The sequence below is a fragment of the Shewanella spartinae genome (genome assembly GCF_019457555.1).
Lineage (GTDB): Bacteria > Pseudomonadota > Gammaproteobacteria > Enterobacterales > Shewanellaceae > Shewanella > Shewanella loihica.
In genome coordinates this window covers 1,670,409-1,690,245 of record NZ_CP080418.1, presented here as the reverse complement: position 1 = coordinate 1,690,245, position 19,837 = coordinate 1,670,409, and the positions used below count along the sequence as shown (strand labels likewise).

Sequence of the window (19,837 nt, the reverse complement as noted above, 5' to 3'; positions counted from 1 at the left end):
CTACTATGAGGGACGCTTCCAGATCGCGTCATTGATCTTGGGTAACTTTTTACGTTTTTTCTTGCCCGTGCCTTCGGGTTTCGCCATAGGCTTGTCCTGACGCGAAGGACAATCCAGCGGCGCCTCGGCATCGGCCTCGAAGCCAGGATACTGCTCCCTTGGCAGACGCAGCTTGTTCTTCTTCTCGATCACCTTGAAATGATGATACTCGTCGTGGCTGATGAGAGAGATAGCCTCACCTGTCTCACCGGCGCGGCCACTACGACCGATACGGTGCAGATAGTCGGCGGGACTTCTTGGCAGTTCGAAGTTGATCACCACGGGTAGCTTGTCGATGTCGATGCCGCGGGCCGCGATGTCGGTGGCGATCAGCACGGTAATTTCGCCATTCTTAAAGCCATCGAGGAAACGACTACGGGTGCCCTGGGCCTTGTCACCATGGAAGACCTGGGCGCTGATGCCGCGCTTCTCCAGCTTCTGCGCTAAATGATCGCAGCTGCGCTTAGCGCTGGCAAATACCAACACCTGTCGCCACTGACGCACCTTGATAAGCTCGGCAAGCAGCGCCGTCTTGTTACTACGGTTAACTGTGTAGACGCGCTGCTCGATATCCGCGCTCTGCGCCTCCTGCAGCTGGATCTCGACAGGGGCGGTCAGCAGCTTGGCGGTGAGGCTAAGCACCTCTTCGGGAAAAGTCGCGGAGAACAGCAGGGTCTGTTTCTGGTCGGGCAGTTGCTTGAGGATCTCGCCGAGCTCCTCGGTGAAGCCCAGATTCAACATGCGATCGGCTTCGTCGAGCACTAAGGCCTTTAGCTGAGAGAGCTTAACGGCATTGCTGCCGAGCAGGTCCAGCAGACGGCCCGGGGTCGCCACCAGAATATCGGCGCCGCCACGCAGGGCCAGCATCTGGCTGTTCGCCGAGACGCCACCGAATACGGCGACCACCTTGGCTCTTGGCGCCAGCTCGGCGCCATAGCTGATGAAGCTATCGGCCACCTGCTGGGCAAGCTCACGGGTCGGCACCAACACCAGTGCGCCAACATAATTGCCGCCACCGGCTCTCTGTCCCACCAGCTTCTGCAACAAGGGCAGTGCGAAGGCGGCGGTCTTACCCGAACCTGTCTTGGCACCGGCAAGCAGATCGCGACCAGCCAAGATGGCGGGGATCGCCTTGGCCTGAATCGGCGTCGCCTGCTGATAACCTAGGTGATGCAGTCTGGCCTGCAGCGCCTTGACCAGGTTTAACTGACTAAAATCGGTCGTCGACAGCGACAGGTCCGATGGCGCAGATGGGTCAAGAGCAGATGGGTCGAGCGCATTAGTTGTCATGATAAGATTTAGCTAACCGTACAAAATAGAGCCGCGCATTGTACCTAAGTTTGCCGCTGAACACCTAATTTTTACTGCCTAATCGACTTAGGCGCCAATCTTATCTTAGATCGCTTATAGGCTTTCGCCCACGGCCTCGGCCTCCAGGGCCAGTAGTTGCCGCTTTATCCCCAGGCCATAGGCGTAACCCGTCAGCGCCCCGCCCTTGCCTATGATGCGATGACAGGGAATGATGATGGCGATTCGGTTAGCGCCGTTGGCGCTGCCTACCGCCCGCACCGCCTTGGGGTTATCTATCGCGCTGGCGATATCCGAATAGCTCGCCGCATCACCGAAGGGGTGAGCGAGCAGCGCCTGCCACACCCGATGCTGAAACGGTGTGCCTACCGGCGCCAAGGCCAGGCTAAAGGTGGTCAGCTTACCGGCAAAATAGGCGGATAACTCGCGCTCTGCCTGGTCGAGATGCGCCTCGGCCTGCTCCAGCGCCTGCCGATCGCGCGCGACCAGGGTCACCTCACGCGCAGCAAAGTCGTCATCTTGCCCGGGCAGGAAGCTCAGGTGCGACAGACCAAACTGATTGGCCGCCAGACTCACCTTTCCCAGCGGCGTGTCTATGACTCGCTCGGCAAGCGCCTGATAGCCGCTTAGTCCAGCGTCCCGGCTTAGGGGAATGTACTGAAGATCTTTGGTCTTTTGGATCATTTTAAATTCCCTAGTTTATATCTATATTCATTAGGTTATTTCTAAATGTATTGTGCGCGGTTTTCTCTACTGCTGATTCCAGAGCTGCAGGGTGAGATAACTGCCCCAGGGGGCGACCTGCCGCAGCACGGCTTGGCTGAGCGCCTGATATTGTGTCTGCGCCCGCTTCTTCGCCGCCTTGTGATCTTTCTCTTCAACTGCCTCGCCATCACAAGCAGCTAGCTCGAGTGGCTGCTCTGATGGCTGCTCGGATGTTTGCTGATGTGTTAGATTCGAAAGCAGTTGCTGTTTAACCACGAGATCGCCAACCAGCAGCACATCTGGCAGGCTTAGCCCCCGCAAGCGCACATAATCCAAAGTCCAGGGGCCTATCCCCTTGATCTGCAGCCAGTCGTCTATCTCCGCCTCGGGGTTAGCCATCACAAAAGCCGCTAGGGCGCGAATCGCCTCTTTTCTGATCCCCGGCATCTTAAGCCCATCCAGGCTGGCATCCACGAGCGCCGCAGGAGTCGGAAACAGACGTACCGTTTTTTCATTTAGGCTAATCGTCTCGCCATAATCGGCCACCAGTTGCCCCAAGAGCTTGATCGCCTGGGTCACACTCACCTGCTGACCTAAGATGGCGCGACAGGCCGCCTCAAAAGGCGACCAGACGCCGGGCAAACGCAGACCAGGTGACATCTGAGGCAATGCCTTACCCAGCGCTTGCAGCTTATCGCCTATGGTCAGCATGTCGGCGTCGAGATCCAGAATGCGACGAATATGGCTGATGATCCCCTTGAGCTGACTGAGTGAGTCCGCCTCGGCGAGATGAATGGTGACATTAAAGCAGGCCTCTTGCTCACTATGGAAAGCGCAGAAATAGCCCTTAGCGGCGCCGAGCACGAAGGTGCGGCCATAGCTGTGTTCATCTAGCCACTCCATCTCGGGCACGGCGCGCTGGGCGAAGAAGCTGCGCAGGTGTTGCCAATCATAGGGCGGACGATAGGCAAGTTTGAGTGTCAACCCCTGGACAGGCAGCGACGGCTGGCCCGTAGCCTTACGGATCTCACTCGGGGTCAACTGCAGCTGCTGGCGAAAGATCTCGTTGAAGCGCCTCACGCTGTTAAACCCGGCGGCAAAGGCCACCTGAGTGATCGGCATCTTGGTCTGATGCAGCAGCTGTTTGGCAAACATCAGCTGTTGATACAGGGCATATTGCTTGGGCGAAGTGCCCAGGCTGTCGTGAAACAGTTGCCTCAGATAACGCTCGCTGATCCCTAATCGCTCGGCGAGCCCAGTCATAGGGATCGCTTGGGGGCCGCACAAGACGCCGGCGTCGATCAGACTCATGGCGCGATTCAGGCTGGTCTGCTTGCCAAGCCAGGGATTTGAGCCCGGCGCGCTGTCCGGGCGACAACGCAGACAGGGTCTCAGGCCAGCCTGAGCCGCCGACAGGGCATCGTCGAAATACCTGACATTGGCCTCCTTGGCAGGCACCGCCGGGCAGATAGGACGACAATAGATGCCGGTGGAGAAGACGCCGACGAAGAACAGGCCATCGAATCTGGCATCCCGTGACAGACGCGCGATGCGATACTGTTCCGCCTTGGGATGCTGCACCTCAGCTTGCGTGGCTTTGCTGGTTTCAGCACTAGACTCTTGTGTTTGCTGACTCACTTGAAGATGACTCATTTTGCTTTGATAAGGCCACTCTAATGCAGCCAGGGTTTGGATACTAGCGGAAAACGGCACTCATGGTGAGAATTACTATCTAAGCAACAATTCGTCGCACTCGGATGACGCCTGCTATATGATGAGTGATAGCAATCAGATCGACTATCATCCTAATAAGCCTAAATTTTATAAGGACTTAAATGTTTAAGCGTTTCGAATCATGGGTTTCCGCCCTACCCGACCAGGAAGCGGTACAGCCGCCCCGTGGGATCTACCGGTTTTGCAGGCATTACACACGCGGGTTCGAGTTGCCGCTCGCATTAATGTCGATACTGACTGCGCTGCTGGCGATCCTCGAGGTCTCACTGTTTGCGTTTATGGGCGACCTGGTGGATCTGCTCGCCAGCCACAACCCAGAGACCTTGTTTGCCGAGCAGGGTGACAAGTTACTGCTGATGGCCGTCTTGGTGCTCGTGGTGATCCCTGTGCTAGTGTTGCTGCACGCCCTGGTGATCTACCAGGGGCTTTTGGGTAACTACCCCATGTCGATCCGCTGGCTCGCCCACAGGTATCTGCTTAAACAGAGCATCGCCTTCTATCAGAACGATTTTGCCGGGCGCATCGCCACCAAGGTGATGCAGACTTCTCTGGCCGTGCGTGAGACGGTCACTAAGCTGCTGGATGTCTTGGTCTATATTCTGGTCTATTTCCTCTCCATGCTGGTGATCATCGCCGATGCCGACCTGCGCCTCATGCTTCCTATGCTGGTCTGGCTGATGATCTATGTGGGGCTGCAATTTTACTACCTCCCTAAACTGAAACAGGTCTCGACCGAACAGGCCGATGCCCGCTCGACCATGACGGGACGCATCGTCGACAGCTACACTAACATCGCCACTGTGAAGCTGTTTTCCCACACCCAGAAAGAGGCTCAATATGCCAAGGAGAGCATGACAGGCTTCCTCGATACGGTTTATCGCCAGATGCGTCTGGTAACCGGCATCAACGTCAGCGTGCAGGTGATTAATTACTTACTCGCCTTCAGCGTTGCCGCCGTCTCCATCTGGCTGTGGCGCGACAACGCCATCACCATAGGTGCCATCGCCGTGGCGGTCAGTCTCTCTCTCAGGCTCAACGGCATGTCCCAATGGATCATGTGGGAGATCAGCTCACTGTTTGAAAATATCGGCACGGTCGCCGACGGCATGAATACCCTGTCGCGCCCCACCAGTGTGCAGGACAGCGACAACGCCAGCCAACTCACAGTCTCTCATGGTGAGATCGCCTTTAACCGAGTCAGCTTCCACTATGGCGAGGCCAGCGGCGTCATTGAAGATCTCGATCTCAAGATAAAACCCGGCGAGAAGGTCGGCCTGGTGGGCCGCTCGGGCGCCGGCAAGTCCACCCTGGTGAACCTGCTGATGCGTTTTCACGACGTGGAACAAGGCAGCATCACCATAGATGGGCAGAACATTCGCGAGGTGGAACAAGACTCGCTGCGGGCCAACATAGGCATGGTGACTCAGGATACCTCCCTGCTGCATCGCTCCATTCGCGACAACATACGCTATGGCAAGCCGGATGCGAGCGAGGAAGAGCTGGAAAATGCAATTCGCCAGGCCCAGGCCTACGAGTTTATTCAAGGACTTAGCGATCCAGAGGGCAATCATGGGCTCGATGCTCAGGTGGGCGAGCGTGGCGTAAAACTCTCAGGCGGTCAACGCCAGCGTATCGCTATCGCACGAGTACTGCTAAAGAACGCCCCTATCCTCTTGCTGGACGAGGCAACCTCGGCGCTGGACTCTGAGATAGAGGCAGCCATTCAGGAGAGTCTCTATCAGCTGATGGAGGGCAAGACGGTGATCGCCATCGCCCACCGCCTGTCGACCATTGCCGCCATGGACAGATTGATTGTGTTAGATCAGGGAAAAATCGTCGAGCAAGGCACACACCAGGAACTGATCAAACAGGGTGGGATATACGCCCAGCTCTGGGCCCATCAGACAGGTGGCTTCCTCGGCATAGAGTAAAAGAAGTCTACCAAGCACTAATCCATCGACTGGCACGGCCGCCATTTCTGCACGTTGTGCCAGTCGATACGCTTCTCAGGCTTACCACCAGATGCCTTTAATCCCACTATCAGCCTATAAAACGGCAACCTCTATCACTTATTCGGAAACCAGGCCGGTTCGGTAAAGACCCAGTCGTTGTCTTTAACCGGCGTATGGCAGCTAATACAGACCTGCATACCGCCCTCGAAAGGGGTCTGCTCCTCCCCTACCCAACGCGCCCAGCCCCAGCCGTAGGTGTCGGCGTACTTCACCGAGTCTTTAAACATAAACTCGGCATGGACGAATGTCTTGGGGCCTATCGCCTGCGGCCAATGGGTTAATTCGCCCGCCTTCCACACTACCTTCGCAAAGATGGCGCCATCAGGCCAAGGCATATGGTTGCCACTACGGGCCGCATTGACCGCAATCTCGTTACCCAGGATGGCCCTGACCGTGTTGTTATCGGTGCGATGGGACACGGCAATGCTCGACCAGGTTTGCCAGCCTTGAGGATAGGCGATCTTATGGGACGGCAAAGGTGTCGTATCCTCTGCATAACTTACTGATGAAATTAATGAAATTACTGTTAACAGCAGAAAAAGGGATCTCTTCATGGTCTGACTCACTCTGTTGCCCAAATACACTAGCCACTCGCCTAGCAGTTAGTTTTGTCAGTGTAGACGCAATAGATGAGCTTTGCCGAAGGGTAGGATTTTCTCATCAATGAGGACTTAAGCATCTATGATGAAGAGATCTCCCTTGGTTGGAGAAAGCTGAGGTGAGACAAAAACTTAATGACAGAGAATCAAATGGGCAAACCAAATTGAGAGCCCCAAATGAAACAGACAATACTGGAAACAAACTTAAGTGAGAACAGCCTGAAATGTGAATAAGCTATAGATGAAAAAAAACCACCCTATTGGGTGGTTTTTTCCGCGTAACTAAACGCTTATTTGGTGGAGCCTAGCGGGATCGAACCGCTGACCTCAACACTGCCAGTGTTGCGCTCTCCCAGCTGAGCTAAGGCCCCGAAACTGATTGTGACTATACAGTAAAACCTGAACAAACACAACATCTTATTTCAAAATTTCTCAAAATAAGTTGTGGTATCCCATAGGGGATTCGAACCCCTGTTACCGCCGTGAAAGGGCGGTGTCCTAGGCCTCTAGACGAATGGGACGCCGGTCTTACATTTAGACTCCGTAAGGGAGTGAATACTCGTTGAAACCAGTAGGCCATCTCATAAGAGAAATGCTTCAACGCTATCGAATCGTCAACTTTGCAGTCAACCACTCAAAAAGTGGTATCCCATAGGGGATTCGAACCCCTGTTACCGCCGTGAAAGGGCGGTGTCCTAGGCCTCTAGACGAATGGGACACTGTTGATACGTTAGACTCTGTATCGAGTGAATACTCGTCGAAGCCAGTAGGCTATTGCTTCAACGCTATCGAATCGTCAACTTTGCAGTCAACCACTCAAAAAGTGGTATCCCATAGGGGATTCGAACCCCTGTTACCGCCGTGAAAGGGCGGTGTCCTAGGCCTCTAGACGAATGGGACACTGTTGATACGTTAGACTCTGTATCGAGTGAATACTCGTTAAAGCCAGTAGGCTATTGCTTCAACGCTATCGAATCGTCAACTTTGCAGTCAACCACTCAAAAAGTGGTATCCCATAGGGGATTCGAACCCCTGTTACCGCCGTGAAAGGGCGGTGTCCTAGGCCTCTAGACGAATGGGACACTGTTGATACGTTATACTCTGTATCGAGTGAATACTCGTTAAAGCCAGTAGGCTATTGCTTCAACGCTATCGAATCGTCAACTTCGCAGTCAACCACTCAAGAAAGTGGTATCCCATAGGGGATTCGAACCCCTGTTACCGCCGTGAAAGGGCGGTGTCCTAGGCCTCTAGACGAATGGGACACTGTTGATACGTTATACTCTGTATCGAGTGAATACTCGTCAAAGCCAGTAGGCTATTGCTTTAACGCTATCGAATCGTCAACTTTACAGTCAACCACTCAAGAAAGTGGTATCCCATAGGGGATTCGAACCCCTGTTACCGCCGTGAAAGGGCGGTGTCCTAGGCCTCTAGACGAATGGGACACTGTTGATACGTTATACTCTGTATCGAGTGAATACTCGTCGAAGCCAGTAGGCTATTGCTTCAACGCTATCGAATCGTCAACTTCGCAGTCAACCACTCAAGAAAGTGGTATCCCATAGGGGATTCGAACCCCTGTTACCGCCGTGAAAGGGCGGTGTCCTAGGCCTCTAGACGAATGGGACACTTTTGATACGTTATACTCCGTATCGAGTGAATACTCGTTAAAGCCAGTAGGCTATTGCTTCAACGCTTTCAAATTAGATGGTGGAGCCTAGCGGGATCGAACCGCTGACCTCAACACTGCCAGTGTTGCGCTCTCCCAGCTGAGCTAAGGCCCCTTACCTAACTTGTCACCTTTGAGTGCACTGCGAGCATCTGCCGACTGTGTCTCAACTGCGAGGCGCATTCTATGCAGCACACCCAAAAGTGTCAACTCGTTTTTTAGGAATTTATTCTATTTGCTACAAATTCAATCGCTTTGGAGATTCTTTGCTCACAACGGGCCTTTCCGACGAGGAAAGCGGTTAAATCTACAGCAGGCGACATACCGGCACCGGTTACCGCAACACGCAGTGGCATACCGACCTTACCCATGCCTAGCTCTAATTCTGCAGCAGTCGCTTCGATAGCCTGATGAATCGCTTCTACGTTCCACTCGCTCAGCTCGGCAAATTTCTTTTGCAGCAGTTGTAACGGCTCTAAGGCAACCCCACGCAGATGTTTCTTAGCGGCGTTTTCATCGAACTCGGCAAAGTCTTCATAGAAGTAGCGGCTAGAAGCAGCTAGCTCTTTTAGGGTCTTGGCGCGTTCCGCCAATGCTGAGACCACTTCTGCCAGCGCAGGACCGTTTGCTGTATCTATGTTTTGATCTTGCATATGCCACTCAAGGTGCTTGGCCACATATTCAGGCGCCAGCTCCTTCATATAGTGCTGATTCAACCAGATCAGTTTTTCGGTATTAAAGGCAGATGCTGCCTTGTTGATGTCGTCTAGCTTAAAGTACTGCTTCATCTCCTCGATAGAGAAGACCTCTTGATCGCCGTGTGACCAGCCTAGACGCACCAGGTAGTTAAGTAGCGCTTCTGGCAGGTAACCGTCATCACGATACTGCATCACACCAACGGCGCCGTGACGCTTAGACAGCTTGGCACCGTCGTCACCTAAGATCATCGCCACGTGGGCATACTCAGGTACAGGCGCATTGAGTGCCTTAAGGATGTTGATTTGGCGTGGAGTGTTGTTGATATGGTCTTCACCACGTACAACACAGGTGATGCCCATATCCCAATCGTCAACCACAACGCAGAAGTTATAGGTAGGCGTACCGTCGGTACGGGCGATGATCAGGTCGTCCAGCAACTCGTTTGAGATCTCGATACGGCCACGTACGTGATCGTCGAACACCACGCTACCTTCGGTTGGGTTTTTAAAACGCACCACGAAAGGCTCGTCGGTATCGCGCGGCGCCTTGTCACGGCAGCAACCATCATACTTTTGTTGTTCGCCTTTGGCGGCCTGCTCTTCACGCATCGCCTCGATACGCTCGCGGCTACAGTAACACTTATAGGCGGTGCCCTGCTCTAGCATCTGCGCGATGATCTCGTTGTAGCGATCGAAACGCTTAGTCTGGTAGTACGGACCCTCATCCCAGTTCAGTCCAAGCCACTCCATACCTTCTAAGATAGCTGCGCAGGCTTCAGGAGTTGAACGTTCGAGATCCGTATCTTCGATACGCAAGACAAACTCACCTTGGTTAGCGCGGGCATAGAGCCATGAATAGAGTGCAGTACGTGCACCACCTACGTGAAGAAAACCGGTAGGACTTGGAGCAAAACGCGTCTTAATCGTCATAATGGGACAGTAACCTGTTATCGAATGGTCTAAATATAGACTGAGCTATTTAATGTGGCCGCTATTCTAACAGCCAAATGGGATAAGAGAAAATAGCCAGAACAACCGCAGGTTGCCCGGCGGCCCGAAAAGGTGATCGCCCCATCACAGGATATGCGGCTTACCTCGGCAGATATTCAATAGATGAAAGCAACGCTAGAAATGTGCCGCCGCGAGATTGTCACTACACCCACCTACCCGCTTCTCGATATAGACGACGTCTTGTTATATGACTGTCTTCCTCTATAGAGCTAAGGCCAATGAAGATAAAAATGGGAATGCTAGAAATAGAGGAGACATAGATAATAGAAGCGATGATTAAAAGAGGTTACCTGATCAGATAGAGATGATCATAGGCATAAAGTGCTGCGCGCTTCAGGCCGCTGTTACACGGCACTCATAATAAGCTCCTTTTTTAAGCCCCCTTATTTAAGGTTAAGGACCTATAGAAGAATAGATAGCAAGCAAAAATAGAAAGCGGCTATTAGTCAGCAGCGATTAGAGAGTCCAAGTGATGAGGCCTAAATGATTCATGTCTAAATGATAAGAAGCGACCAGCTCCTCTTCTTATCATTTGCAGCGACTATATATGGTGCAGAATAAGATGGTGCGGAAAAATGCTGAAGGACATGGTGAAGGATATGATGCAGACAGTTACACCGACTCACTTAACCAAGTGCTACATTGATTTGTCAGCCTAGTGATAGAGAAAGGTGAAAAGCAACGCGTTAAAAACCAGCAAGTCCCCCTATGCTCGCCCCTTATTACCGAATGTTTTTATCAGGCAGACCAGTTTTGCTCCGCTCGTCTCTGCCAAGTCCTAACTCTGGTCGGCAAGCTGGAGCCCCCTTCTGCTCAGGCTTTCGCCAGGGCGACACCGGAAATCATCCTGATTTGTTTAACATTAAGACGATCCGAACAAATTTGAACCGGACTCATTATTTTCTCGAAAAAAGCGTTGACAGTAGATCGTTCCCCCCTATAATACGGCCCCACACAGCGAGGTCGATTAGCTCAGCTGGGAGAGCACCTCCCTTACAAGGAGGGGGTCACTGGTTCGAGCCCAGTATCGACCACCATACACTGTATGGCTGAAAAATTTGATGTGTCCCAGGTCGATTAGCTCAGCTGGGAGAGCACCTCCCTTACAAGGAGGGGGTCACTGGTTCGAGCCCAGTATCGACCACCATATTTTGTCCTAGATTGAAATATGTGGTGCATCGAGTTTAATGTTGTGAGATATTCCCAGGTCGATTAGCTCAGCTGGGAGAGCACCTCCCTTACAAGGAGGGGGTCACTGGTTCGAGCCCAGTATCGACCACCATCTCTTCACGAGAGAATATCGAATATAATAATGTCCCAGGTCGATTAGCTCAGCTGGGAGAGCACCTCCCTTACAAGGAGGGGGTCACTGGTTCGAGCCCAGTATCGACCACCATTGTTATCAAAATATGTAATATGCTGTATTTATCCCAGGTCGATTAGCTCAGCTGGGAGAGCACCTCCCTTACAAGGAGGGGGTCACTGGTTCGAGCCCAGTATCGACCACCATAGCATGGCTATGAAACGATAAATCACATACAGTCCCAGGTCGATTAGCTCAGCTGGGAGAGCACCTCCCTTACAAGGAGGGGGTCACTGGTTCGAGCCCAGTATCGACCACCATATTTCCTCTTTATTGCTTCACTCCCCTATTTATAATCAAACAGCCTAGCAGCAAGTCATCGCGCCCGGTTCTCGCTATTGCGAATCCCTTAGCCTCAACTATTCTTCATTAAGACTTTGCTCAAACCAAGTACGACTCAAGGTGGTTGAACATGGCCGATGTTACTCAATCTGCGTCGCTGGCAAGCATTGCCGCGTACCTCAAACTCACCCATGAATGCGATGAGCAGGAAGCGATGATCGAAGCCAAGGAGGTGATGCAAAACCTGGTCGCCATGCGACAAAAAGGTTTCATCACGGGTTGGTATTTCGATGCTCAGGGCCACCTAGAGCTGCTGCCCAGCGAAGCAATTCTAAAACGCATCAACCCGCCAAAATAATAATGCTGATGTTATTGCCAATAAAATAAATAGCTTACTTCAATCCCTATCCTCCTCCACCTAATTAAATAAACAAAAAACTTTACTTAATTAATCACTGAGGTAGAGTTGTCCTACCTATTGATTCTTTTGAAGGCTGTCATGAAGGCCACCGACTCCCTACAAGCCGCTCCAAAGCAGACATCTCAGCGCATTCTCGGCGTCACCTTAATCGTTACCCTGATCAGTGTGGCGGGCATTGCACTGCCATATCCTGTGCTGGCGCCACTTTTTCACGACAACAGCTCTCCCCTTACCCACTTCATGGGTCTGCCCAGCGAATTTCTAATGGGTATCGTCTTAGGCATCTATCCGCTGGGGATCATCATAGGCGGCAGCTTCATCGGCAGCCTGTCTGACACCTATGGGCGCAAGCGTATGCTCAGCCTCACCCTGATGGGCAGCGCGCTGGGTTATGGGCTCACGGCCTTCGCGGCGCACTCGGAGCAGTTTGTGCTTTTCTGTCTCGCGCGTTTACTGACGGGGATCTGCGAGGGCAACATCGCCATCGCCAGGGCGATAGCGGCCGATCTCCATCCGCAAATCGATAAGACCCGCAGTTTCTCACTGATCAGCGCCATGGGCTATGGCGGCTATCTACTTGGGCCGTTAGCCGGCGGCTACCTCATCGATTGGGGGATGGAGACAGTGTTTGGCGCGGCGGCACTTGCCTGTATTCTGTGTGCCCTCTTGAGCCATCAACTCCTGCCCCGTCAGCTCGATGAGACCCAGGCCAACGCCGAGAAAGGCTCCAGCTTGGTGCTGCTCAGAGAGCCGGCCCTGAGACGCTTCTTTCTGCTCTACCTGCTGCTGACCATGGGGGTTAACTTCTACTATGAGTTCTATCCGCTGCACCTGGTGCAACAGGCAGACTTCACCCCGGCGCAGATCAGCTGGGTAACCGTGCTGCTCACCGGCTGCATGATCGCCACCAGCATCTGGTTTACCCCTGTGCTACAGCGCAGGCTCAACCACGCCAGCGCGAGCCTGGTGGGGATCTTGCTGTTTGGCGCCTCTTTGGCCTGCTTTCCCTATCTCACCAATGACAGCTACCTGCTCACCTTCATGACCATAGGCGCGGGCATCGCCATCTACAACAGCTTCCTGCCAACCTACCTGTCCCATGCCTATCAAGACAGACCCCAGGGACAGCTTATGGGCATGCTGGTAACCATTTTCTGTGTCGGCAACCTGCTCGCCGCCCTATTTGGCGGCCTGTTAGCCGTGTTCGATGTCAAGATTGTGCTGTTAATCGGAGCCCTGTGCGCGGCGGCTGCCGGCGCCATCCTATATCACGGTCACTTCAAACGTGAATACTGGCCGGCGCACAATTAACTCGATAACGGGACTTGGCTCAAACTTTAACCCCGCAAAATGGGTGGATTCCCACCCATTGAAATAAGACCAATGGGCGACATCCTCCCCAAGCACAGCGGTTTACTAATCAACCAACAGGTCGCAACATGTTGATATAATGTAATTTACATAATTTAAACATCTTTGGCCTGGTCCTTGCCTATAATTTCTATGAGTTAAGCACACTGTGAACCGGCAGTCGCCCTAAGGCACTGAAGGATTAACAATAATAGGGATAACAAAATGACCAGACTCAACACCTGTACCTTTATCAAACAGATCGTCAAGATGACCTCAATCGCGGCCCTTCTGGGTGCCAGCTTAAACAGCTGGGCGGCGCCAACGGAAATTAAATTTTCCCATGTGGTGGCCGAAAACACTCCTAAAGGCCAGATGGCACTTAAGTTCAAGCAATTAGTAGAAGAGCGTCTACCCGGTGAATACCAGGTAAACGTGTTCCCAAACTCTCAGCTATTTGGTGACAACAACGAGCTCTCCGCCCTGCTACTGAACGACGTGCAGTTTGTCGCACCATCGCTCTCCAAGTTCGAGCGCTACACCAAGAAGCTGCAGCTATTCGATCTCCCTTTCCTCTTCAAAGACATGGACGCCGTTAACCGTTTCCAACAGAGCGACGCCGGCCAGCAACTACTGAACTCGATGAAGCGTAAGGGCGTCGTCGGCCTGGGTTACCTGCACAATGGTATGAAGCAGTTCTCGGCCAGTAGCCCGCTTGTCCTGCCAGAAGATGCCCAGGGTAAGAAGTTCCGCATCATGGCCTCAGATGTGTTGGCGGCCCAGTTCCAGGCGGTCGAAGCCATTCCGGTGAAGAAGCCCTTCTCTGAAGTCTTCACCCTACTGCAAACCCGCGCAATCGATGGTCAGGAAAACACCTGGTCTAACATCTACTCGAAGAAGTTCTACGAAGTACAGAGCAACATCACAGAGAGTAACCACGGTGTGCTCGACTACATGGTGGTCACCTCAAACACCTTCTGGAAGTCGCTACCCGCCGACAAGCGCAAGGTGATCAAGGCGTCACTGGATGAAGCCATTGCCTATGGTAACGAGATCGCCGCGGCCAAGGTGAACAAAGACAAGCAGGCCATCATTGACTCTAAGCGTTCTGAGGTCACCTACCTGACGCCAGAGCAGCGCGCCGCCTGGGTCAACGCCATGAAACCAGTATGGGCACAGTTCGAAGATAAGATAGGTAAAGATCTTATCGATGCCGCCGTTGCCTCAAACGAATAATAAGCGCTAACCCACTAAACTTAATAGGAAAGCATTGAGGCCGTTTCCATGGCATTCGGCCTCTTTCCTATCTAAGGAGTCTTAGAGATGATGTCTCGCTTTTTTTCTCATATCGAAGAGGTGGTACTTAACGCCTTGATCACCGCCATGACCCTATTGGTCTTTGTCGAAGTGATCGCTCGTTTCTTCTTTAACACAGGTTTCCTGTGGATCCAGGAGCTAACGCTCACCATCTGCGGCTGGTTCGTGCTGTTTGGCATGTCCTATGGCGTCAAGGTCGGCGCCCACATAGGCGTCGATGCCTTCGTGAAAAAACTCCCCGCCCAGGGACGTAAGTACACAGCCATACTGGCCGTGGCCATCTGCCTTATCTACTGCGGCATGTTCCTGGTCGGCAGCTGGGATTACCTGGCCAAGATGTATCAAATTGGCGTGCCCATGGAAGATATCGACTTCCCTCATTTTCTGATTGGCGGACTGGACGGCGACTTTGCCTGGGAATATCTGCGCATCGACGTCGAAGAGCCTGCAGTGCCGCTGTGGATCTCTCAAAGCATACTGCTCATCGGCTTTATTCTGCTCACCTGGCGCTTCTTGCAGCTGGCTCTTGCCATCATCACCAATAAAACCGACGGCTTTGCCTTTGCCGATGAGGCCAAGGAGAGCATGCACCTTATCGATCAAGAGGCCCAGGCCGACGACAAGCAGCCGGGAGACCAAAAATAATGACTATAGCAACCCTCTTTATCAGCCTGTTTCTCTGTATGCTGCTGGGCATGCCGATTGCCATCGCCCTCGGCTTCTCCAGCATGTTGACCATATTACTCTTCTCCGATGACTCACTGGCCTCGGTCGCATTGAAACTCTATGAGTCCACCTCGGAGCACTACACACTGCTGGCGATCCCCTTCTTCATTCTGTCGTCGGCGTTTCTATCCACCGGCGGCGTCGCCCGGCGCATCATCGACTTTGCCATGGACAGCGTAGGTCATATCCGCGGTGGTCTCGCCATGGCCTCAGTGATGGCCTGTATGCTGTTTGCCGCGGTATCAGGCTCATCACCCGCCACGGTTGCCGCCATCGGCTCTATCGTTATCGTCGGCATGGTTCGTGCTGGTTATCCTGAGAAATTTGCCGCTGGCGTGATCACCACTTCAGGTACGCTAGGGATTTTGATCCCGCCTTCTATCGTCATGCTGGTCTACGCGGCGGCAACGGAAGTCTCGGCGGCGCGTATGTTCATGGCGGGGCTTATTCCCGGCCTGATGATGGGACTCTTGTTGATGCTCGCTATCTATATCGTGGCCCGCATCAAGAAGCTGCCTTCCCGTCCCTTCCCCGGTTTTCGTCCCTTGGCCATATCGAGCGCCAAGGCGATGGGCGGCCTGGCGCTTATCGTTATCGTGCTCGGCTCCATCTATGGCGGTATCGCCAGCCCGACCGAGGCGGCGGCGGTTGCCTGCGTCTACGCCTATTTCATCGCGGTATTTGGTTATCGTGATATCGGCCCCCTGAAAAATGTCAGCTGGCGCGACAGCGGCGAGCCGCTGATCAGAGCCGTGCTGCGTAACCTGGGCTTCATGGTGCTTGCTGTGTTCAAGACCCCGGCCGACAAGGAGATCCGTCACGTGGTGCGCGATGGCGCCAAGGTCAGCATCATGCTGCTGTTCATCATCGCCAACGCCATGCTGTTCGCCCACGTGCTCACCACAGAGCGCATTCCGCATCTTATTGCCGAGACCATAGTGGGCATGGGACTGCCTGTGTGGGGCTTCCTCATCATAGTCAACTTGCTGCTGCTAGCAGCGGGTAACTTTATGGAGCCATCGGCCATCTTGCTGATCATGGCGCCCATATTGTTCCCTATTGCCACCCAGCTGGGGATAGACCCTATCCACTTGGGGATCATCATGGTGGTGAACATGGAGATAGGCATGTTAACGCCGCCTGTGGGACTCAACCTATTTGTGACCGCAGGGATCACCGGACGCAGCATGGGGTGGGTGATCCACTCCTGTATCCCTTGGCTGGGGCTGCTGCTCTTCTTCCTGGCGCTGATCACTTATATTCCGCAGATCTCTCTGTTCCTGCCGGAATATATTGATAAGTTAAACGGTTATTAAATCACTTGATTTTGCTTAACAATTGGGCGAGTCTGAAACGGGATCTAATCGGTCCCCTGTCAGATTCGCTTTTTCAATTGGACATGCCTTATATGTCGAAAATTATAACAAGAAGAAAATACCTCGGCGTCGGCTTCATCATACTCCTGGGCCTCGCCTTTACCCTACGCGTCGCCTACTGGTTCCATCTGGAACATGGCTATGAGATGACGCGGCAACAATCCAACGCCCAGATGAAGGAGCTGCTGAGCTTCCTCTCGGGGTCTCTAAGTCGCTATGAGAGCATCCCCCATGTGCTCTCCACCAACCCGCTGCTGGCCAGTGCCCTGTTAAAACAGGACGACCCCGATACCATCACGCCACTCAACCGCTATCTGGAGGAGATCCAGAGCATCACAGAGGCGCTGGATATCTATCTGGTCAATATCGACGGCGATGCCATCGCCGCCAGCAACTGGCAGCAGAGCTACTCCTTTATCGGCAAGAATTACGCCTTCAGACCCTATTTCAAGGATGCCATCGAGGGCAAGATGGGCCGCTATTTCGCCGTCGGCACCAGCTCGAACAAACGCGGCTACTACTTCTCCTATCCCATCTACAGCCACGGCTATCCGGTCACCCCCAGCCAGGGCGAGGCCAAGGTGTTAGGGGCCATAGTGGTCAAGGTCGATGTTACCGAGATAGAGCAGCAGAGCACGGGCATGGCCAGGGGCAGCAACTATGAGTTCGCCATCAGCGACCCGGACCATATTATCTTCCTCTCAAGCCGACCTGAGTGGCGCCTGACCGCGCTGACGCCTGTGACTCATCAGCTCAAGCAGCGCATCGAATCCTCGAGACGTTACGCCAACCGCGAGATCAGTCCGCTGGCGATCGAACCGCCCTTCGCCCCATCCCTGGCGGCAGACTATCAGATCTATCAGATAGGCGATAACAAGCGCGGCGCCGAGTTTATGGATAACACCGCCTACATGAGTGACGCGGGCTGGCAGGTGCATATCCTCTCGCCCATGACGCCCATCTACCGCTCGCTGCCGCCACTGCTCCTGCTCTATGGCGCCCTCTACCTGCTGTGCGCGCTGGCGCTGTTATTCGCCATCGAGAAGCGTAAGAACACCCGCCGCATGCAACAAGCCCATGAGCAATTAGAACAAAGGGTCAAGGAGCGCACCCAGGCGCTGGAGACCAGCCACCAACAGCTCAAAGAGGCCCAGGATGAGTTGATCCAGGCCGCTAAACTCACCGTGATCGGCAGCCTGTCGGCCAGCATCAACCATGAGATCAACCAGCCGCTGGCGGCGATTCGCAGCTATGCACAGAACACCCAGACCCTGCTCTCCCGCGCCAAGTGGGACGATGTCTCCAGCAACATAATGACCATCATAGAGCTCACCGACCGTCTGGCAGCCATAGTTTCGCAATTTAAGAGCTTTACCCGTAAGAGCCAGGGCAACGACAAGGCGATTAGCGTGGCGCAGTGCATCAGGGATGCGCTGACCATAGTCCAGCCCGAGGTGGACAAGCAGGGGATAGATCTGGTGCTCAACAACACAGAGTGTCAGACGCTGCTCTGGGGCGACCCGATTAGGCTACAGCAGGTGCTGATCAACCTGATGAGCAATGCCATGGTGGCCATGCGCGCCAGCAACCCGAAACAGATGATCATAGGCGTGGTGGTGAGCAATCGGCTGGAGATCACCATAGAAGATACAGGTACCGGCATAGACGAGAGCCAGATGCAGAAGATCTTCGACCCCTACTACACCAGCTCGCGTCAAGGACTGGGGTTGGGGCTGTCGATCTCCCGGCGTATCGTCGAGGCGATGCAGGGTAAGATAAGCGTTGCCAATCGCGAACAGGGCGGCGCCATCTTCCAGATCACCTTGCCCATTCATGCAGTAGGATAACGATGCAAAATCAAGTTTTTAATCAATACGACATCTTAATCGTCGACGACGAGCCCCTGATAGGCTCGGCCCTGGTGCAGCTGTTTGAACTGGAATCCTACCGCGCCCTGGCCCTCACCGACGCCAAACAGATTGGCCTCGGCCTGCCCGACAACTGGCCGGGCATAGTGATCTCAGACGTCAACATGCCAGATATTGACGGCCTGTCGCTGATGCGCACCCTGCTGGCTCAGGACAAGGATATTCCCATCATACTGCTGACCGGCCACGGTGATATCGCCATGGCGGTGCAGGCGCTGAAACAGGGGGCCTATGATTTTATCGAGAAACCCTTTAACAACGAGCACATGCTGGATATCGCCAAGCGCGCGCTGGAGAAACGCGCCCTCACCCTGGAAAACCGCAGCCTGAAACGTGAGCTGGAATCCCAGAGCACCCCTGGGCCACGTATCCTGGGCCACAGCCCGGGGATCAGGCAGATGCGCCACATCATCCATCAGGTGATCGACATGCCCGCCGATGTGTTGATCGAAGGCGAGACTGGCACGGGCAAGGAACTGGTCGCCCGCTATCTGCACGACCACAGCCCCAGAGCCGAGGCCAACTTCGTCGCCATCAACTGCGGCGCCATCCCAGAGACCATCATAGAGAGCGAGCTGTTTGGCGCCGAATCTGGCGCCTTCACCGGCGCCGACAAGACACGTATCGGCAAGTTCGAGTATGCCAACGGCGGCACCCTGTTTCTCGACGAGATTGAGAGCACGCCGCTGTCCTTGCAGGTTAAGCTGCTCAGGGTATTGGAAGACAGGAAGGTGGAGCGCCTCGGCTCCAATAAGAGCATAGACTTAGATATTCGCATCATCGCCGCCACTAAGGTGGATCTTAAGAGTCTGTGCGACACAGGCGAGTTTCGCCAGGATCTCCTCTATCGCCTCAATCTGGTGACGGTGCCGATTCCGGCCCTCAGGGAGCGACGCGAAGATATCGGCCTGCTGTTTCTGCATTTCGCCCGGGTCGCCTCGGCCCGCTATCACAAGGCCTTGATCCCCCTGACGGCCGAATACACGGCCCTGCTGGTCTCACACGACTGGCCCGGCAATGTCAGGGAGCTGCGCAATCTGGCCGAGCGTTATGTGCTCTTAGGGCCAGAGGCGGCCTTTGCCACCTCCCTGGGACAGAGCAGTCAACTCAACGCCAACATGTCGCTTCAACAAAGAGTGGAGTTTTTCGAGCGGCTGCTGATCGAAGAGGCGCTGAGTAACAACAAGGGCAGCATCAAGCTCACCATGGAGCAGCTGGAGCTGCCGCGCAAGACCCTCTATGACAAGATGCAGAAGTTCGGCCTCAACCGTAAGACCTTCATCAACTAATCGAAGC

At 53.9% G+C, this 19,837-nt stretch carries 13 protein-coding genes and 15 tRNA genes; 14 read left to right on the top strand and 14 right to left on the bottom strand.

Going from position 1 to position 19,837, the window contains the following annotated elements; all coding sequences use genetic code 11:
• Positions 1–3: 3 nt before the first annotated feature.
• The 3 genes from K0I31_RS07540 to K0I31_RS07530 all read right to left on the bottom strand — a co-directional run bounded on the left by K0I31_RS07540 (position 4) and on the right by K0I31_RS07530 (position 3,705).
• Positions 4–1,329, bottom strand: coding sequence for a DEAD/DEAH box helicase (locus K0I31_RS07540; RefSeq protein WP_258406596.1), 1,326 nt, complete (start codon positions 1,327–1,329; stop codon positions 4–6).
• Between the two features lie 114 nt (positions 1,330–1,443).
• Complete coding sequence (locus K0I31_RS07535) at positions 1,444–2,031, bottom strand: methylated-DNA--[protein]-cysteine S-methyltransferase (protein WP_258406595.1); 588 nt, start codon at positions 2,029–2,031, stop codon at positions 1,444–1,446.
• A 66-nt stretch (positions 2,032–2,097) separates the two neighbouring features.
• Positions 2,098–3,705 (bottom strand): DNA-3-methyladenine glycosylase 2 family protein, encoded by a 1,608-nt coding sequence (locus K0I31_RS07530; protein ID WP_434086912.1) that lies wholly within the window; start codon positions 3,703–3,705, stop codon positions 2,098–2,100.
• A 182-nt stretch (positions 3,706–3,887) separates the two neighbouring features.
• On the opposite strand from K0I31_RS07530, the gene K0I31_RS07525 reads away from it, so the two are divergent.
• Positions 3,888–5,717: an ABC transporter ATP-binding protein gene (locus tag K0I31_RS07525; RefSeq protein WP_220080411.1), complete on the top strand. Its 1,830-nt coding sequence runs from the start codon at positions 3,888–3,890 to the stop codon at positions 5,715–5,717.
• A 134-nt stretch (positions 5,718–5,851) separates the two neighbouring features.
• Here the strand turns inward: K0I31_RS07525 and K0I31_RS07520 are convergent, their stop codons facing one another.
• From K0I31_RS07520 to gltX, 11 genes are all read right to left on the bottom strand, one after another.
• Complete coding sequence (locus K0I31_RS07520) at positions 5,852–6,274, bottom strand: cytochrome P460 family protein (RefSeq protein ID WP_258406593.1); 423 nt, start codon at positions 6,272–6,274, stop codon at positions 5,852–5,854.
• 418 nt (positions 6,275–6,692) lie between these two features.
• A tRNA-Ala gene (locus tag K0I31_RS07515) sits at positions 6,693–6,768 on the bottom strand.
• A gap of 74 nt (positions 6,769–6,842) precedes the next feature.
• Positions 6,843–6,918: transfer RNA gene (locus tag K0I31_RS07510), tRNA-Glu, on the bottom strand.
• Between the two features lie 121 nt (positions 6,919–7,039).
• Positions 7,040–7,115, bottom strand: a tRNA-Glu gene (locus K0I31_RS07505).
• 106 nt (positions 7,116–7,221) lie between these two features.
• A tRNA-Glu gene (locus tag K0I31_RS07500) sits at positions 7,222–7,297 on the bottom strand.
• Between the two features lie 106 nt (positions 7,298–7,403).
• Positions 7,404–7,479 (bottom strand) — tRNA-Glu (locus tag K0I31_RS07495).
• 107 nt (positions 7,480–7,586) lie between these two features.
• A tRNA-Glu gene (locus tag K0I31_RS07490) sits at positions 7,587–7,662 on the bottom strand.
• Positions 7,663–7,769: 107 nt separating this feature from the next.
• Positions 7,770–7,845: transfer RNA gene (locus K0I31_RS07485), tRNA-Glu, on the bottom strand.
• A 107-nt stretch (positions 7,846–7,952) separates the two neighbouring features.
• Positions 7,953–8,028: transfer RNA gene (locus tag K0I31_RS07480), tRNA-Glu, on the bottom strand.
• Positions 8,029–8,108: 80 nt separating this feature from the next.
• Positions 8,109–8,184: transfer RNA gene (locus K0I31_RS07475), tRNA-Ala, on the bottom strand.
• A gap of 103 nt (positions 8,185–8,287) precedes the next feature.
• On the bottom strand, positions 8,288–9,697 hold the full coding sequence (gltX, locus tag K0I31_RS07470; RefSeq protein WP_220080409.1) for a glutamate--tRNA ligase: 1,410 nt from the start codon (positions 9,695–9,697) through the stop codon (positions 8,288–8,290).
• A 1,042-nt stretch (positions 9,698–10,739) separates the two neighbouring features.
• Here gltX and K0I31_RS07465 point away from each other — a divergent pair.
• The 13 genes from K0I31_RS07465 to K0I31_RS07405 all read left to right on the top strand — a co-directional run bounded on the left by K0I31_RS07465 (position 10,740) and on the right by K0I31_RS07405 (position 19,830).
• A tRNA-Val gene (locus K0I31_RS07465) sits at positions 10,740–10,815 on the top strand.
• A gap of 34 nt (positions 10,816–10,849) precedes the next feature.
• Positions 10,850–10,925, top strand: a tRNA-Val gene (locus tag K0I31_RS07460).
• Between the two features lie 59 nt (positions 10,926–10,984).
• A tRNA-Val gene (locus tag K0I31_RS07455) sits at positions 10,985–11,060 on the top strand.
• Between the two features lie 38 nt (positions 11,061–11,098).
• Positions 11,099–11,174: transfer RNA gene (locus K0I31_RS07450), tRNA-Val, on the top strand.
• A gap of 37 nt (positions 11,175–11,211) precedes the next feature.
• A tRNA-Val gene (locus tag K0I31_RS07445) sits at positions 11,212–11,287 on the top strand.
• A 38-nt stretch (positions 11,288–11,325) separates the two neighbouring features.
• Positions 11,326–11,401 (top strand) — tRNA-Val (locus tag K0I31_RS07440).
• Between the two features lie 152 nt (positions 11,402–11,553).
• Complete coding sequence (locus K0I31_RS07435; RefSeq protein ID WP_011865247.1) at positions 11,554–11,781, top strand: hypothetical protein; 228 nt, start codon at positions 11,554–11,556, stop codon at positions 11,779–11,781.
• A gap of 141 nt (positions 11,782–11,922) precedes the next feature.
• Positions 11,923–13,155, top strand: coding sequence for an MFS transporter (locus K0I31_RS07430; protein WP_258406592.1), 1,233 nt, complete (start codon positions 11,923–11,925; stop codon positions 13,153–13,155).
• Between the two features lie 309 nt (positions 13,156–13,464).
• On the top strand, positions 13,465–14,430 hold the full coding sequence (locus K0I31_RS07425; protein WP_220045243.1) for a TRAP transporter substrate-binding protein: 966 nt from the start codon (positions 13,465–13,467) through the stop codon (positions 14,428–14,430).
• An 87-nt stretch (positions 14,431–14,517) separates the two neighbouring features.
• Positions 14,518–15,156, top strand: coding sequence for a TRAP transporter small permease (locus K0I31_RS07420; protein WP_220073564.1), 639 nt, complete (start codon positions 14,518–14,520; stop codon positions 15,154–15,156).
• Complete coding sequence (locus K0I31_RS07415; protein WP_220044809.1) at positions 15,156–16,553, top strand: TRAP transporter large permease; 1,398 nt, start codon at positions 15,156–15,158, stop codon at positions 16,551–16,553. Before K0I31_RS07420 ends, K0I31_RS07415 begins: the two co-directional genes overlap by 1 nt.
• 83 nt (positions 16,554–16,636) lie before the next feature.
• Positions 16,637–18,460 carry a sensor histidine kinase gene (locus K0I31_RS07410; protein ID WP_220080407.1) on the top strand — a complete coding sequence of 608 codons (1,824 nt, stop codon included), beginning with the start codon at positions 16,637–16,639 and terminating at the stop codon, positions 18,458–18,460.
• A gap of 2 nt (positions 18,461–18,462) precedes the next feature.
• Positions 18,463–19,830 carry a sigma-54-dependent transcriptional regulator gene (locus K0I31_RS07405; RefSeq protein ID WP_220080406.1) on the top strand — a complete coding sequence of 456 codons (1,368 nt, stop codon included), beginning with the start codon at positions 18,463–18,465 and terminating at the stop codon, positions 19,828–19,830.
• Positions 19,831–19,837 lie beyond the last annotated feature (7 nt).

Excerpts from the sequence above, each read along its gene's own strand:
- K0I31_RS07540 (WP_258406596.1), bottom strand. The coding sequence starts at position 1,329 with ATGACAACTAATGCGCTCGACCCATCTGCTCTTGACCCATCTGCGCCA.
- K0I31_RS07535 (WP_258406595.1), bottom strand. The coding sequence starts at position 2,031 with ATGATCCAAAAGACCAAAGATCTTCAGTACATTCCCCTAAGCCGGGAC.
- K0I31_RS07530 (WP_434086912.1), bottom strand. The coding sequence starts at position 3,705 with ATGAGTCATCTTCAAGTGAGTCAGCAAACACAAGAGTCTAGTGCTGAA.
- K0I31_RS07525 (WP_220080411.1), top strand. The coding sequence starts at position 3,888 with ATGTTTAAGCGTTTCGAATCATGGGTTTCCGCCCTACCCGACCAGGAA.
- gltX (WP_220080409.1), bottom strand. The coding sequence starts at position 9,697 with ATGACGATTAAGACGCGTTTTGCTCCAAGTCCTACCGGTTTTCTTCAC.
- K0I31_RS07435 (WP_011865247.1), top strand. The coding sequence starts at position 11,554 with ATGGCCGATGTTACTCAATCTGCGTCGCTGGCAAGCATTGCCGCGTAC.
- K0I31_RS07430 (WP_258406592.1), top strand. The coding sequence starts at position 11,923 with ATGAAGGCCACCGACTCCCTACAAGCCGCTCCAAAGCAGACATCTCAG.
- K0I31_RS07425 (WP_220045243.1), top strand. The coding sequence starts at position 13,465 with ATGACCTCAATCGCGGCCCTTCTGGGTGCCAGCTTAAACAGCTGGGCG.
- K0I31_RS07420 (WP_220073564.1), top strand. The coding sequence starts at position 14,518 with ATGATGTCTCGCTTTTTTTCTCATATCGAAGAGGTGGTACTTAACGCC.
- K0I31_RS07415 (WP_220044809.1), top strand. The coding sequence starts at position 15,156 with ATGACTATAGCAACCCTCTTTATCAGCCTGTTTCTCTGTATGCTGCTG.
- K0I31_RS07410 (WP_220080407.1), top strand. The coding sequence starts at position 16,637 with ATGCCTTATATGTCGAAAATTATAACAAGAAGAAAATACCTCGGCGTC.
- K0I31_RS07405 (WP_220080406.1), top strand. The coding sequence starts at position 18,463 with ATGCAAAATCAAGTTTTTAATCAATACGACATCTTAATCGTCGACGAC.